The following is a 13,438-nucleotide window of genomic DNA, read 5'->3' on the forward strand; positions in this document are numbered from 1 at the left end:
TTCTCGATTCACGATGGTTTAAAACATACCAGGGCCCAAGAAGCTGCGGGCGTATAGGCTAACCTCCTCTCATTTTGATCGTGGAGATCGGCTGCATCGCTTTATTGACAAATCCCTATCTACAGGCTATAATCTACGTGATGCAGAGTGATGATGGAGGTTCGACTTTGATCCGGAAAGGCGGGGTTTGCCTCGTTCTCCTCATCTTGGCGGCGTTCGCCAGGGGGGATGTGGATGAAAGTTCAGGGACGATGGCGATGACCTTCCTCAAAATCGGGATCGGTGCTGAGGCGATAAGCATGGGCGAGTCGGTCACGGCATTGACGGGCGATCTTTACGCAGCCTACTGGAATCCGGCCGGTCTGAGCTACGTGCAGCAGAGCCAGATCGGGTTTATGCACGGCGAGTGGTTTGAGGGTATAAAGCACGAGTTCGCGGGATTCGCACATCCGATCGGCCAGGTTGGGGGATTCGCCGTGACGGTTAATTATCTCTCATATGGACAGATCGATCGTCGAGACACTCAGGGCAACCTCATGGGCACTTTCAGGCCATATGATCTGGCGTTGAGCCTGTCGGCGGGGATCAGGATCTCCGACACCCTGTTTATGGGCGTAACCGGCAAATCGGTTAACGAGGAGATAGACCAAAGCTCCGCACATGCTTTTGGGATCGATATGGGCGTGATATACGATTTGCCGGGAAGCCCGATGTCGCTCGGAGTGACGGCGCATAACCTGGGTTCCAAGGTGAGGTTCTCACAGGAGGAGTTCTCCATGCCGGTTATCCTCAGCGGAGGGATCGCCTACAGGCTGGCGGGAGGGAACATGGCCTTTTCGGCAGATCTGAGGAAACCGCTGGACGATTCGCCTTCTATAGGATTCGGCATCGGAATCAAGACGCTGAGGCTCCTATCGTTGAGGGCCGGATATAGATATGAGGTCGGAGGAAACGACCTCGGCGCCCTCTCGGGCCTGAGGATAGGACTGGGATTCGGCATCGAGAACTATCAGATCGATTACGCCTTTGCCAGCTACGGAGAGCTCGGCCCCACCCACAGATTCTCGCTTCTGGCGAAGTTTTAACGGTGATGAATATGGAGGAGGAATTCGAAGGATACTCCTTGCGCCCCAGAAACCTGGACGAGTTCGTCGGTCAGGAGGGTGTCAAGGATAAACTGCGTATCGCCATACAGGCCGCTAAAAGGATGAGGCGGCCTCTGGAACATGTTCTCCTCGTCGGTCCTCAGGGGCTGGGTAAGACCACCCTTGCCGAGATCATAGCCCACGAGATGGGCGTCAGCTTCAAGCCCACAATAGGCCCGGCCCTGGAAAGGCTGGATCTATCGGCCATTCTGACCAACCTGCAGGATGGTGATGTGCTCTTCGTTGACGAGATACATAGGATGAAACCCGTCGTCCAGGAGACCCTCTATCCGGCGATGGAGGATTACGTTCTGGACATCACAATAGGACAGGGGCCGAGCGCAAATGTCGTCAGAATTCCTCTTCCGAAGTTCACGCTCGTCGGCGCGACCACGAGGGAAGGGTTGCTGACGGCTCCTTTCAGAAACAGGTTCGGAATACACCTCAGGCTCGACTATTACCGGCCCGAGGAGCTTAAAACGATCATACTGATGAACGCCGAAAAAGGCGGGATAAGGATAGAGGAGGATGCGGCCTATGAGATCGCATGTCGATCGCGCGGGACGCCGAGGATCGCCAAGAGACATCTGAGGAGGGTATGGGACTACGCGTTGGTTAAAGGGGATGGTGTCATCACGCTTCAGACCGTCAGAGAAGCTCTGGAGATGTATGGGATAGACGAACTGGGGCTGGAGGATATGGATCGCAGGATACTGCGGGTCATGATCGAGAAGTTCAACGGCGGCCCGGTCGGGCTGAACACCATAGCCACCGCCGTCAGTGAGGACGCCAGAACTGTCGAGGACGTATATGAGCCGTATCTCATCAAGCTCGGATTCATAACCCTCACCCCCAGGGGCAGGGTCGTGAACAGAGCCGCTTACGAACATCTGGGAATTCCCTGCGGAGACGAAAAACAGGAGATGCTGTGGAGGTGAGCGGTGTTGACCGGGTTTACGCCCATAGCCAAGATGATCATTCTAATGGGCGTTATACTGGTGTTTTTGGGGTTGTTCCTCCTGTTTGTGGATAAGACCCCCTTCCTAGGCAAACTTCCAGGGGATATATACATAAGACGTAAACACTTCACCTTCTACTTCCCCATCGTCACCTGCATAATCCTGAGCATCCTTCTCTCGCTGATCCTCAGGGTGATTCTGAGGAGATGAAGATGAGGGTTGATCTTTTTGATTACGATCTCCCTAAGGAGCTCATAGCGCAGTATCCATCGCCTCAGCGCGACCGATCGAGGCTGATGGTTTTAAACCGATCCGATGGAAGTATACGGCATACCCTTTTCTACAGGATAGGTGAGCATCTGCGTCCCGGAGATCTCCTGGTGATAAACGACACAAAGGTCATACCGGCAAGGCTTTTCGGGAGGAAGGCGAGAACGGGCGGACGAGTGGAGATGTTGCTTTTAAGGGAGGTGAAGCCCAGGATATGGGAGGTGCTTATCAAGCCCGTCAAGAAGCTCTACCCCGGCGTGATCATCGAGTTCGGGGACGGGGAGCTGGAGGCGAAGTTCTTGGGCCGCTCGCCAAGCGGGGTTTTTACGGTCAGCCTGAGATATGAGGGGGAGCTGAGGGAGATCCTGGATCGGATCGGCAAACCGCCCCTACCTCCCTATATCAAACGAGAACCTGATGATAGGGACAGGGAGAGATATCAGTGCGTCTATGCCGAGAAAAACGGTTCCGTCGCTGCACCCACAGCCGGACTGCATTTCACGGAGAGGCTCCTGGATGAGCTCCAAAGGATGGGAGTCGAAATTGCGAGGATAACGCTGCATGTGGGACTGGGAACCTTTCAGCCGGTGAAGGTGAAGGTGGTCGAAAGGCACAAGATGCATTCGGAGTTCTTCCACGTTCCAGAAGAGGCCGCCCAGGCGATAACCGATGCCAGATCCAGAGGTGGCAGGATTATCGCCGTGGGAACCACCTCTGTCAGAACGCTTGAGACCGTGGCGGATGAAAGGGGCAACGTTGCCCCCGCGGGCGGATACACCGATCTGTTCATATATCCGGGATACAGGTTCAAGGTGGTGGACGGGATGGTGACCAACTTCCACCTTCCCCGTTCGACCCTCCTGATGTTGGTATGTGCCTTCGCGGGCAGGGAGTTCGTGATGAAAGCCTATAAGGAAGCAGTTGAGAGGAGATACAGATTCTACAGCTATGGCGATGCGATGTTGATACTCTGAAAAGTTGACAAATCCGGAGGTTTTAAACGATAATTTCCCCGCTTAGTCCATCGTAAGGGAGATGCCGAGGAGATGAAAACATCGACGAAGTTACCGGACGACAGAGGATATTTCGGCTCATATGGCGGGAGGTTTGTTCCCGAAACGCTGATGGGAGCCTTGGAGGAGCTGGAGAAAGCCTACCTGGAACTTAAGGAGAAAGCCGATTTCCAGGAGGAACTGAGCTACTATCTTCGTGAATATGCTGGGAGACCATCTCCGCTTTACTTGGCGGAGAATCTCACCCGCCGCCTCGGCGGGGCGAAAATATACCTCAAACGCGAGGATCTCAACCATACGGGCGCCCATAAGATAAACAACACGATCGGTCAGGCGATCTTAGCCCGTAGAATGGGTAAGAGAAGGATCATCGCGGAGACGGGAGCGGGCCAACACGGCGTTGCCACGGCTACCGCCGCAGCGCTTTTCGGGATGGAATGTGAGATATACATGGGTGAGGAGGACATGCACCGCCAGTCGCTTAACGTGTTCAGGATGAGGCTCCTGGGTGCGGAAGTTAAGCCGGTGCTTTCGGGCTCCAGGACGCTCAAGGACGCCATTAACGAGGCGCTGCGCGACTGGGTTACCAACGTTCGAACGACGTATTATCTCTTAGGATCGGTCGTCGGACCCCATCCTTATCCGATGATCGTCCGAGATTTTCAGTCCGTCATCGGCAGTGAGGCCAGGGAGCAGATACTTCGGAAGGAGGGAAGGCTTCCCGATTACCTCATAGCCTGTGTGGGTGGGGGGAGCAACTCCATAGGGCTCTTTCACCCCTTCTATGAGGATAAAGAGGTGAAGTTCATCGGGGTCGAAGCGGCGGGGAAGGGGATCGAGACCGGAAAACATGCCGCTTCGATCTGCGCCGGATCGGTAGGCGTGTTTCACGGGGCAAAAAGCTTCCAGCTTCAGGATGAAGAGGGTCAGATCCATCCCACCCATTCCGTCTCGGCCGGGCTGGATTACCCTGGCGTCGGACCGGAACACGCCTTTTATCGGGAGACGGGAAGGGCAGAATATGTGGCCGTTAGAGATGAGGAGGCGCTTGAGGCGTTTAAACTGCTATCTGAGACGGAGGGGATCATCCCTGCGCTCGAATCCGCCCACGCGATAGCATATGCCGCCAAACTCGCGCCGAAGCTCGATCCCGATCGGATAATCATCATATGCCTCTCCGGAAGGGGGGATAAAGACGTCGAAACGGTCTCGAGGATCATGGGAGGTAGCCTATGAGCGGAGGGATCAAACAGGTTGAAGATCTCTTCAGGAAGCTGCGTCTTGAAGGGAAAACGGCTTTCATCCCTTACATCTGCGCGGGGGACCCTTCGCTTGATGTGACCCGACAGCTCGTCTTTGTCCTGGAGAGGGCGGGGAGCGACATACTGGAGCTGGGCGTTCCCTTCTCAGATCCGATAGCCGACGGACCGACCATACAGCGGGCCACGGGACGGGCCTTGAAGGCCGGAACGAACTTGAGGAAGATCCTCTCGCTGGTCGAAGGGATCAGAGGTGAAAGCGGGATACCGATATTTCTCATGACCTATTACAATCTGCCCTTCAGGTATGGCCTGGAGAGGTTTTGCCGTGACGCCGCATCGGTGGGGGTTGACGGATTGATAATCCCCGACCTGCCCCCCGAAGAGGCGATCGAGTATCTGGAACTGGCGAACAAGTATGAGCTGGCAACTGTATTTCTGGCCGCACCCACAAGCTCGCCTGACAGGCTCAGGCTGATAGCGTCGGCCTCAAGCGGTTTCATCTACTGTGTATCGATCACGGGTGTAACAGGGGCAAGGGAGAGACTCTCAGATGAGATAGGGCCGATGGTGGAGAGGCTTCGGAGACTGACCGATAAACCCATCGGGGTCGGGTTCGGCATATCCAACCCTGAACACGTCAAAGAGGTGGGAAAAGTGGCCGATGCGGCGATAGTTGGAAGCGCTATAATACGGACGATGGAGGAAGCCATCAAATCAGGTCGAGACCCCATATGGGCCGTCGAGAGATTTGCCTCGTCTCTGGCCGAAGCGGCACATCAGTAGAAACGAGGCATTTCCTTATGAATGCCTCGCCCCTACCGCTAGAAAGCGAGCTTGACGGATAGGACGCGCCAATCTGCCTCCAAATCGCCATATCTCGCCGCGTCAATGTAGAGCCCGCCGAGTTTGAGCGTCAGCCCGCTCGTCAGATATCCCTGATTGTTCCCCCACCTCGCGCCGATCGAGAGCGAGCTTCCGGGGAACAGGATCACCTCAGCGCCCAGATGGACGTGATCGCTGAGAGCGTCGTTTTTGAAATCTCCGAGGGCGTCATCGCCGTTCGGGTTATCATAGCTTGCGCTGAGGGTTAAATCCAACAGCCTGCTCTTCATCTTCAAAAGCTTCATCGGTTGAATCGACGCGGAGATGACGGTGTTCCGAGGTATATTCCTATCGCCGTCCGGATATCTGATATTGCCCGCTAGGTTTCTGATCGCCATCGCAACGCTTAATCCATCCATCAGTTCGGATGCCAGTCCGAAGTCCATCGTATACCCGGGGGCGCTCTTGAATGATTCACGGATCAGCTTGACTCGATCCTCCTCCTCGTAGTTGAAGAACCTCTTCTGGAAATCGTCCTCAGTTCCCGGTATCCCATCCGGCCCATCGGGATTAAGCATATCCTCCACCGTCATGGGATCTCCCATATCGGTGAAGACATGGCGGTTGATCTTTCGAAAGCTCATCCCAGCGTACAGCTTTGTCGGCCCGAGGGGCAGGCCGACCGCCCAGGCGAACTGGTAGTTAAGCTGTGCCGAGAGGTCATAGATGATGTAGTTGTCCAGCATGTCCTTGATCGGATCGCTCCATCTGATGCCCCTTCTCTCTATATACATCGAGAACCTGCCCTGGGTATATATGGCTCCGGCCAGAGATAAGGTCATTCTACCTATCCGAGTGGGCACCACAAGCGCCAGTCCGGGGGTTTCGCCCAACATTCCAAGCCTCTCGGTCAACATCTCCTCCAATCTGTCAACGACGTATCTCCTCTGTGATTCTAACGATTTATCCTTAAGGGGATCATCGCTGGCTACTATATCGCGGATGTTATCGATCAGATCGTTGGTCTCCTTCAGCTCAGAGGCGAGATCGTATGATATCCGAGCTCTGAAGAGGAGGAATTCAAACTTCGTTTTCTCAGCCCTTGCAAGCCCTGCCGGGTTGTAATGGAGGGCCGATGTATCGGAAGTTATCGCTTCAAAGGCGTTCCCCATCCCCATCGCCCTAGCATCTCTGTACATCATCAGCGGAGCATCCTGGCCGAATGATGGGCCAGCAAGGAGGATCGAGAGTAGAAGAGATAGAACTATCAGGACCGTTCCGGTTTTCATAGCTCACCCCCTCTTCAGATCCTCAGGTAAGGTTTCCTTGTTGACGGTGAATCCCCACTTTCTGGCATCCTCCAGCAGCTTATAGGAGAACTGCTCTTCGACGGTCCTCTTGAACTCGACGAAGGCATCCTGCAGGGCGGGGGCGATTTTGACGGCGTATCCCAGCGCTTTCTCCAGATGATAGAGGGCATCTCGGCGGAAGATCGTCCGATCCACATCTGGTTTTTGAGCGACTATACCTTCTGATGGGTTGGCTTCGATGTAGACCTCCACGCCTGTCAGAAGCACCAGAGCGTCCAAAATCGCCTGTCTCTGATCCTCGTTGAATTCCTTCAGGTAATCGTAAGGCGTGGCGGTGGGATCGGCATCGAGCTGCTTAAACCTCGCCTCAGCCTGAGGCGAAAGTTCGAACTGGTAGATCTCCATGTTCTCGGTCTCCACCTCCTTAGGAAAGCTTATCGTATACATGTTATCTCTGACGATCATCAGCCTTCTAACAGCCTCCAGGACGTAGAGGTATGCTATATGCAGATGGAGCATGGCCAGATCGCTTCGTGAGACTTCTCCGCTAACAGATGGTGCCATTCCCGCCGGCGTGGTCACATCGCCGAGCTCGTCAAGGGCTTCATAGAGGGATGAGACCGACTGTTCGACGGTGCTCTTTTCGAGCTGCGCTATCAATATCGGCTCGGGTAGAATCTCCTTCAGATCCGCCACTGAGCCCAGCTCATCGAAGGATATCGATATTCCGGCCGACTCCATCATCTGCTCCGCCCTCATAACGGCCTCATCGGCCTTTGGAGTTGAACCGGGGGCGGTTATCTCCTCCCTTTCCCTAGTAGCACAGCCGAAGAGAGATAGTGAGAGGGTGAAAACGACTAAGGAGATGAACCATCTTCGAGACATAGAAAACCTCCGATTCCCTTTTATTTTTAGGGGGTAGGAATTCCTTATCGATGACGAGAGAGAAACTTCATCGGATTGACCGGTTTCCCGTTACGACGTATTTCGAAGTGCAAGTGGGTTCCGGTCGTCACGCCCGACCTGCCCACTCTCGCTATAGGTTGGCCCTGCCTGACCCACTGGCCCTTCCGGACCAAAATGGATGAACAATGTGCATATCGGGTTTCATATCCATCCCGATGATCTATGACCACGACCTTCCCATATCCTCCGAGCCATCCGGCATATTTCACCCTGCCCGACCTCGCCGCATAAACCGTGCTTCCGTATCTAGCAGCGATATCGATGCCCGCGTGAAACATCCTCCTGCGATAGACAGGGTGAATCCTGTAGCCGAATCCGGAGGAGATCCTGCCATAAGCCGGTTTTATGAAGGTCGGGAGAATGTTACTGGAGGCGGCTATCTCCCGTTGCTTACTATAGGTGAGGTTAGCGCCCGGTATGAAAAGCTCAGCACCGGCATGTATCTGGTTCGGATCGGTGATACCGTTGGCACCTACGATCCTCGCAATGCTCACGTCATACATGAGCGATATGTCCTCGAGTGTCTCCCCCGGCTTCACCTTATGTAACACGCCCCTCTGATTCGGAATGCGGATCCTCTGCCCCGGCTTGAGATAGTTGGCATCTCTCAACCTATTGACGCTCAAAATGGTATAGAAGTCCAGACCAAATCTCTTGGCTATCTTCCAGATGTTATCACCGTTTTTAACCTTATACTCCTGGAATTTAACCGGGGGATATTTGCGAGCCTCCCTCTTCTCCTCATCGGTTATGACGTTGAACTCATCCCCGCCGAATATCTCCTCGCCTTTGACCGAGGGAATCTCCTCAAAAAGGACAGAGTCCGCCTGTCTCAAAGCAAGGGGGGGAGTTTCTGATGATTGAACCGGAGAGCGGTGATTCATAACCGTAAGGATAAAGGCGATGAAGAGAGGTAATATAACGAACATCCATAGCCTGAAATTGCGACCTTCACCCACGAATCTCCTCCTGAAATGCCGACATGTGAAGGTGACTAAATATTAACAGATTTTTAATGAAAGGTCAATATAAATTTTCCGGCGGGGCGTAAAACCCCGCCGATACCTCCCTTACCCGATCCTAATCGTGGTTATGCCAAAAGATGGAACCTGAATCTTCAAAAGATCTCCCTCCATCTTCAACGTCTCCTTCCGGATCGGCCTCTCCAGCAGATCGACCTCGACGACCTCGGAGTCGGGCTTGACGAGCGAGGGATCTATCCTGATCTCGGCCTCAGTGGCTCTGCCTTCAGTCTCGTACAGCCTGATCACAAGCCCATCCCCGTCCTCAGCCTTCTTAAGTCCCGATATGAAGATGTTGGAGGGATGGACGGCGATAAATCCTTTCTCCTTCGGCAGATCGCCCTCGTGCACATCGGTCGCCACGATCTCAATGGAGCGGTTGAAATCATATCCGGCTCTGATAGCATAGGACGGAGTCCAATCCTCTCCGTGCGGCAGGAGAGCGAGTTTTATCTCATGCCGTCCAAGCTCCGGCAGGGGATCGGGATCGTAGCTGCTGCGTATGAGCGTCAGTGCGAGTTCATTTTCGGTCGCGCTATGGCCGTATTTGTAATCGTTCAGGAGCGTCACACCCACATTGCCTTTGCCGTCCAGCCTCTCGCCCGTCAGATCGGCCCACCTCAGCGCCGGTACCTCCTCGCCGTTGGTGGGCCTTTCGATATGGCCGCAGGGAATCTCGAACCTGGCTCTGCCGCTGCGCACCGCTATGGGGAAGACGATCCTCAACATCGGCACGCCGTAATCGGGTCTGCCTATCTCCAGCCAGTCGATGGCAAGCCTGAGCTCCACCCAGGGGATCCCCGCCTTGAGCGAGATCTCGGTTGTAAACCGCGACTCATTGTGCTTCCGATGAGCTCGGATGAGGCCCAGATATGGCCCCTTATGAACGACCTCCAACGTGGCGCCATCGATGAGATCGACCTGTTTGACTATTTGACCTATCTCCCATGCAGTCATGCCGTGTGGCTCTTCAAGCAGCCATCGAAGCAGGCCAAGTTTGCCGCCGTCGGGGACTAGATCGTATCCCGTTCTCTTATCCACCAGCGAGGAGATCGCCCCCGAGCTCGGGTCCACTTCGACCCTCAGGAACTCGTTTTCGATCACGTTCGGTTCCTCAACCTTAACAGCTTGCTCGGCTTTAAGGGATGACTCGGAAAGGCCGACGGCATAAACCCTATATCCGACCGGCGGCAGTTTCCTGACCGGGAAGAGAACGCTCGTGAACCGGTGTCCCCAGTATCCGCCCTGCTCGACCACCTGGCCGGGTATCTCCTCGCCTGAAGGTGAGATGACCTTAACGCGATCGGCGGGGAGATCTTTATCCCAGACTTTAACCGTCACCAGCTCATCCCTCTCCCACGGATTGGGGTTGAAGACGATGAAAGGATCGATCGGTATCGCGCCGGTCCCGATGCTCGAGACTTTTCCGAGGGCACTCTCGTTTCCCGCTCCCGCCCCGATGTTATCGCCGAGATCTCCGGCCGATCCATTCATCCCCGTTGTATCCACCCGTGATGCCAGTGAACGTAGGGCTCTGGTCTTGATCATACCGGCTCTTGCAAGTATCTCCTGGAAAAGACCCTGTGAGTATTCATATGTGGCATGGACTCCGGAGCCCGGAAGTATGTCGTGGAACTGATTGAACATGGCGTTTCGCCAGGCCACGGCGAGATCCTCCACGGGATAGGGCATCCCTAAGAGCCGGGAGCCGATGACGGCAGCCACCTCAGCCTCGAAGAGGCGGTTTTCGCTATATCTGTTGGCCCGTTTGATGTTGCTCTGCGAGGTATAACACCCTCTGAAGACGAAGTTCAATTCATCGTCCACGACCGTTAGATCTTCAGGAAGCTTAGGCTCTATAACCGAGAAATACTCCTCCGTAGTGCTGAGCTTGATTTTCGGGAAGATCGGCCAGGAGTTTATCTCAATGACGTTCATCAGATCCCGTCTCGTCGGCCCGCCTCCGTGGTCTCCGACGCCGTAGACGAAGAGGTAGTCTTTCAAACCCGTCTCTTTTTCGAACTTGAACAGGGCAGAGATTATGTCCCCTCCAGTCGGTCCGCCCATAGGGGTTTTATCGGCCGGGTTCATGTGGCCGATATACCAGAGCTCTGAATCATCGTAGGCGAGCACCCTAGATCCGTCCGGGCCCCGCCACCAGAACAGCTTATGACCCTTCCCGCCGCGGCAGAAGTAATACCTCTTCACTCCGGCCCTTGCCAGAAAGGAGGGCATCGTGTGAGGATGGCCGAAGAGATCCGGCTCCCAGTCGATCTTAATGGCGTCAACCGGCACTCCGAACTCCTGACTTATGAACCTTTTAGTGTAAAGCAGATGTCTGCAGATCATCTCGCCAGAGCTGAGGTTTTCATCTCCCTCCACCCAGGTGCTGGCTGTGATCTCCCATCTTCCCTCTTTAAAACGCTCCTTAACCCTCTCATAGAGCTCGGGCAGATACTCCTTCAACGCCATGTAGGTGGAAGCCTGGCTTTGAGAGAATCGAAATTCGGGGAATTCATCCATGAGCCTGTCCACCGTGGAGAAAGTGTCGTTTATGACGCTGACCGTCTCCGGCCAAGGCCACATCCAGTTCATGTCTATATGAGCGTGCCCGACGCAGTAGATCGTGTATTCTTTCGCCACCTTCCCGATCGGTTTGAGTATTTTTTCGGCCTCTTCGACGGCGGACTTTAGGTCCGATTCCCCTTCCTTAAGCTTCGACTCCACATGTTGAACGGCCTTCTCTATAAGCCGCTGCCACTCCTCCTTTTTTTCGGGCCTGGCCTCACATAACCCCAAGGAGAATCGGATCTCGTGATAGAACCTGTCGATGTATCTCCTCTCCCCTTTGACCGAAGATCTTATCGATTCAAGCCGTTCCTCCATTCTTCTCTCCTGACGATGATGGATTTCTGAAGATCGATCTTGATTATAACCTATACGGCGGAAGGGGTCAAATCTATTTGCTCGTATTGTGCCGATCATATCACCGTCAGGCGTGGGGATCTCGAGGCTGCTACCCACCGTAACTGGTATTACTTATTGACTTTTCCCCCAGGTTCTGATAGGATTAGATGAGGAATTCCGCTTTTTCGAGGGGAGAAAGCGATGTTAAACATATTTGCTGTGGCGCCCTCAACGGTCAAAGTAGGGGAGAGGTTCTCCATTGGGGTTAAGATCTGCACGCATCCTTATTTTGTCGGCGCTTCCTGCTATATGCACTCCCATCCGGTGAAAAGCCCGTTTAATTCGTCCCCACGCGGAATCATTTACATGGATAACGTTCCACCTGAGTGGCAAGGGACAATCGAAATCCGCGGAGGGGAGGATTATAACGGGCCTGAACGATTTGTGTTTGATGGTAAGACAAGCCCTTTCCCGGGGGACAGAAGACCAATCGCACGGATAGAAGGTTTGAGCTTCTCAAGGCCGGGCACTAAATTCATTGAGATCATCGAAACCGGAAGTGGAAATACGTTCGTGAGCAATCCCATCAGAGTCTCGCCCGGAGAGCCCGAGGAACGGCTTTTTTGGGCGGATCTTCACTGCCAGACGTTTTTTAGCGATGGATTACGCTGCCCTGAGGAACTTTATCGCTTCGCCCGAGACGAAGCTTTCCTCGATGTATTTGCCCTTTCCGATCACTCCGAAGCCCTCACCGACAGGCAATGGGACTACTTCACGGCCGTTACAAATGATTTTAACTGCCCGGGGCGGTTTGTCACCTTGGTGGGGCAGGAGTGGACCAGCGGGAAATGGGGTCACAGGAACGCCTACTTCCCCGGAGATTACGGTCCCATCTGGAGATGCCTAGATCCTAAGTTCAGCGATTTGGAAGATCTCTACGCCGCGGCGAGGGAATATGGAGCTTTGTTGATTCCCCATCACTCAGCGAATGAAGAGATGGGCATTAACTGGGACAACGGACATGATCCGGAGGTAGAACGGCTTGTAGAAATTTATTCCATCTGGGGCAATAGTGAACGCCCCGCCAGAGAGGGAAATCCCAGACCTATACGTGTCAACGGCGGCGAGAGAGATGGACGACACGTCGTCGATGCTCTCAGGCGAGGTTATCGATTCGGAATTGTAGGCGGGGGAGATATTCACGATGGAAGACCTGGCGATGAACTGCATACCCTACAACGGAGACCTGAAAGCTACCGCAGGCTCTGGCGTCAGGGAATAACGGGCATCTGGGCGAGAAAACTGACACGAGAAGCGATCTTCGAGGCACTGTGGAACCGCCGTGTCTTCGCCACCACGAATGTGAGGATATTCCTTAAATTCAGCGCCGATGGATCGCCGATGGGTTCAGAGGTGAAAGCGAACAATGAGGTTCATTTTCTCCTGGAGATCGCAAGCGAGGTGCCAATCGCGCGTATCGACCTGGTGAAAAACGGCGATGATCTCCACACCGAGTATCCGAATGTCAGAGAGTTAGTCCGTGATTTCAGCGATGATCCCGAAGATGGAGATTGGTATTATGTGAGGGTGACTCGCATAGATGGTGAGATGGCTTGGTCAAGCCCCATCTGGATCAAGAGATAACCTGCCGCTCTTCCGGCGTATCGCGAATATATCAACCGCCGCAATTGATTTAAGAAATTGAAATCCCCCCTTTTTTGCGATAGGATTTCCCTCCGAGAAAGCTCAGTAGATTCTCAAA

At 54.1% G+C, this 13,438-nt stretch carries 11 protein-coding genes; 7 read left to right on the forward strand and 4 right to left on the reverse strand.

Features of this window, described 5'->3' with window-relative positions; genetic code table 11:
• The first annotated feature begins 167 nt into the window (after positions 1-167).
• The 6 genes from J7M22_15520 (at position 168) to J7M22_15545 (ending at position 5,432) form a co-directional block, all read left to right on the forward strand.
• Positions 168-1,085, forward strand: a complete 918-nt coding sequence (locus tag J7M22_15520; GenBank protein ID MCD6508016.1) for a PorV/PorQ family protein — start codon at positions 168-170, stop codon at positions 1,083-1,085.
• A gap of 5 nt (positions 1,086-1,090) precedes the next feature.
• Entirely contained in the window at positions 1,091-2,083 is a 993-nt protein-coding gene (ruvB, locus tag J7M22_15525) for a Holliday junction branch migration DNA helicase RuvB (GenBank protein MCD6508017.1), read from the forward strand.
• A 33-nt stretch (positions 2,084-2,116) separates the two neighbouring features.
• A complete protein-coding gene (locus J7M22_15530; GenBank protein ID MCD6508018.1) occupies positions 2,117-2,314 on the forward strand; it encodes a DUF2905 domain-containing protein in 198 nt (65 codons plus the stop codon).
• A 2-nt stretch (positions 2,315-2,316) separates the two neighbouring features.
• Positions 2,317-3,348: a tRNA preQ1(34) S-adenosylmethionine ribosyltransferase-isomerase QueA gene (gene queA, locus J7M22_15535; protein ID MCD6508019.1), complete on the forward strand. Its 1,032-nt coding sequence runs from the start codon at positions 2,317-2,319 to the stop codon at positions 3,346-3,348.
• 72 nt (positions 3,349-3,420) lie between these two features.
• On the forward strand, positions 3,421-4,623 hold the full coding sequence (gene trpB, locus J7M22_15540) for a tryptophan synthase subunit beta (protein ID MCD6508020.1): 1,203 nt from the start codon (positions 3,421-3,423) through the stop codon (positions 4,621-4,623).
• A complete protein-coding gene (locus tag J7M22_15545) occupies positions 4,620-5,432 on the forward strand; it encodes a tryptophan synthase subunit alpha (GenBank protein ID MCD6508021.1) in 813 nt (270 codons plus the stop codon). Before trpB ends, J7M22_15545 begins: the two co-directional genes overlap by 4 nt.
• 38 nt (positions 5,433-5,470) lie before the next feature.
• Here the strand turns inward: J7M22_15545 and J7M22_15550 are convergent, their stop codons facing one another.
• The 4 genes from J7M22_15550 to J7M22_15565 all read right to left on the reverse strand — a co-directional run bounded on the left by J7M22_15550 (position 5,471) and on the right by J7M22_15565 (position 11,655).
• A complete protein-coding gene (locus tag J7M22_15550) occupies positions 5,471-6,760 on the reverse strand; it encodes a hypothetical protein (protein ID MCD6508022.1) in 1,290 nt (429 codons plus the stop codon).
• Between the two features lie 3 nt (positions 6,761-6,763).
• Entirely contained in the window at positions 6,764-7,666 is a 903-nt protein-coding gene (locus tag J7M22_15555) for a hypothetical protein (GenBank protein MCD6508023.1), read from the reverse strand.
• 44 nt (positions 7,667-7,710) lie between these two features.
• Positions 7,711-8,706 (reverse strand): M23 family metallopeptidase, encoded by a 996-nt coding sequence (locus tag J7M22_15560; GenBank protein MCD6508024.1) that lies wholly within the window; start codon positions 8,704-8,706, stop codon positions 7,711-7,713.
• 111 nt (positions 8,707-8,817) lie between these two features.
• Positions 8,818-11,655: an alpha-mannosidase gene (locus J7M22_15565; GenBank protein ID MCD6508025.1), complete on the reverse strand. Its 2,838-nt coding sequence runs from the start codon at positions 11,653-11,655 to the stop codon at positions 8,818-8,820.
• Positions 11,656-11,877: 222 nt separating this feature from the next.
• Between J7M22_15565 and J7M22_15570 the strand changes: the two genes are divergently transcribed.
• The gene (locus tag J7M22_15570; protein MCD6508026.1) at positions 11,878-13,320 is read left to right on the forward strand and encodes a CehA/McbA family metallohydrolase; all 1,443 of its coding nucleotides are present in this window, start codon (positions 11,878-11,880) and stop codon (positions 13,318-13,320) included.
• Positions 13,321-13,438 lie beyond the last annotated feature (118 nt).

It is taken from the genome of Candidatus Poribacteria bacterium, assembly GCA_021162805.1.
Lineage (GTDB): Bacteria > Poribacteria > WGA-4E > B28-G17 > B28-G17 > JAGGXZ01.

Coding starts and splice junctions, on each gene's coding strand:
- ruvB (MCD6508017.1), top strand. CDS start 1,091: ATGAATATGGAGGAGGAATTCGAAGGATACTCCTTGCGCCCCAGAAAC.
- J7M22_15530 (MCD6508018.1), top strand. CDS start 2,117: ATGATCATTCTAATGGGCGTTATACTGGTGTTTTTGGGGTTGTTCCTC.
- queA (MCD6508019.1), top strand. CDS start 2,317: ATGAGGGTTGATCTTTTTGATTACGATCTCCCTAAGGAGCTCATAGCG.
- trpB (MCD6508020.1), top strand. CDS start 3,421: ATGAAAACATCGACGAAGTTACCGGACGACAGAGGATATTTCGGCTCA.
- J7M22_15545 (MCD6508021.1), top strand. CDS start 4,620: ATGAGCGGAGGGATCAAACAGGTTGAAGATCTCTTCAGGAAGCTGCGT.
- J7M22_15550 (MCD6508022.1), bottom strand. CDS start 6,760: ATGAAAACCGGAACGGTCCTGATAGTTCTATCTCTTCTACTCTCGATC.
- J7M22_15555 (MCD6508023.1), bottom strand. CDS start 7,666: ATGTCTCGAAGATGGTTCATCTCCTTAGTCGTTTTCACCCTCTCACTA.
- J7M22_15565 (MCD6508025.1), bottom strand. CDS start 11,655: ATGGAGGAACGGCTTGAATCGATAAGATCTTCGGTCAAAGGGGAGAGG.
- J7M22_15570 (MCD6508026.1), top strand. CDS start 11,878: ATGTTAAACATATTTGCTGTGGCGCCCTCAACGGTCAAAGTAGGGGAG.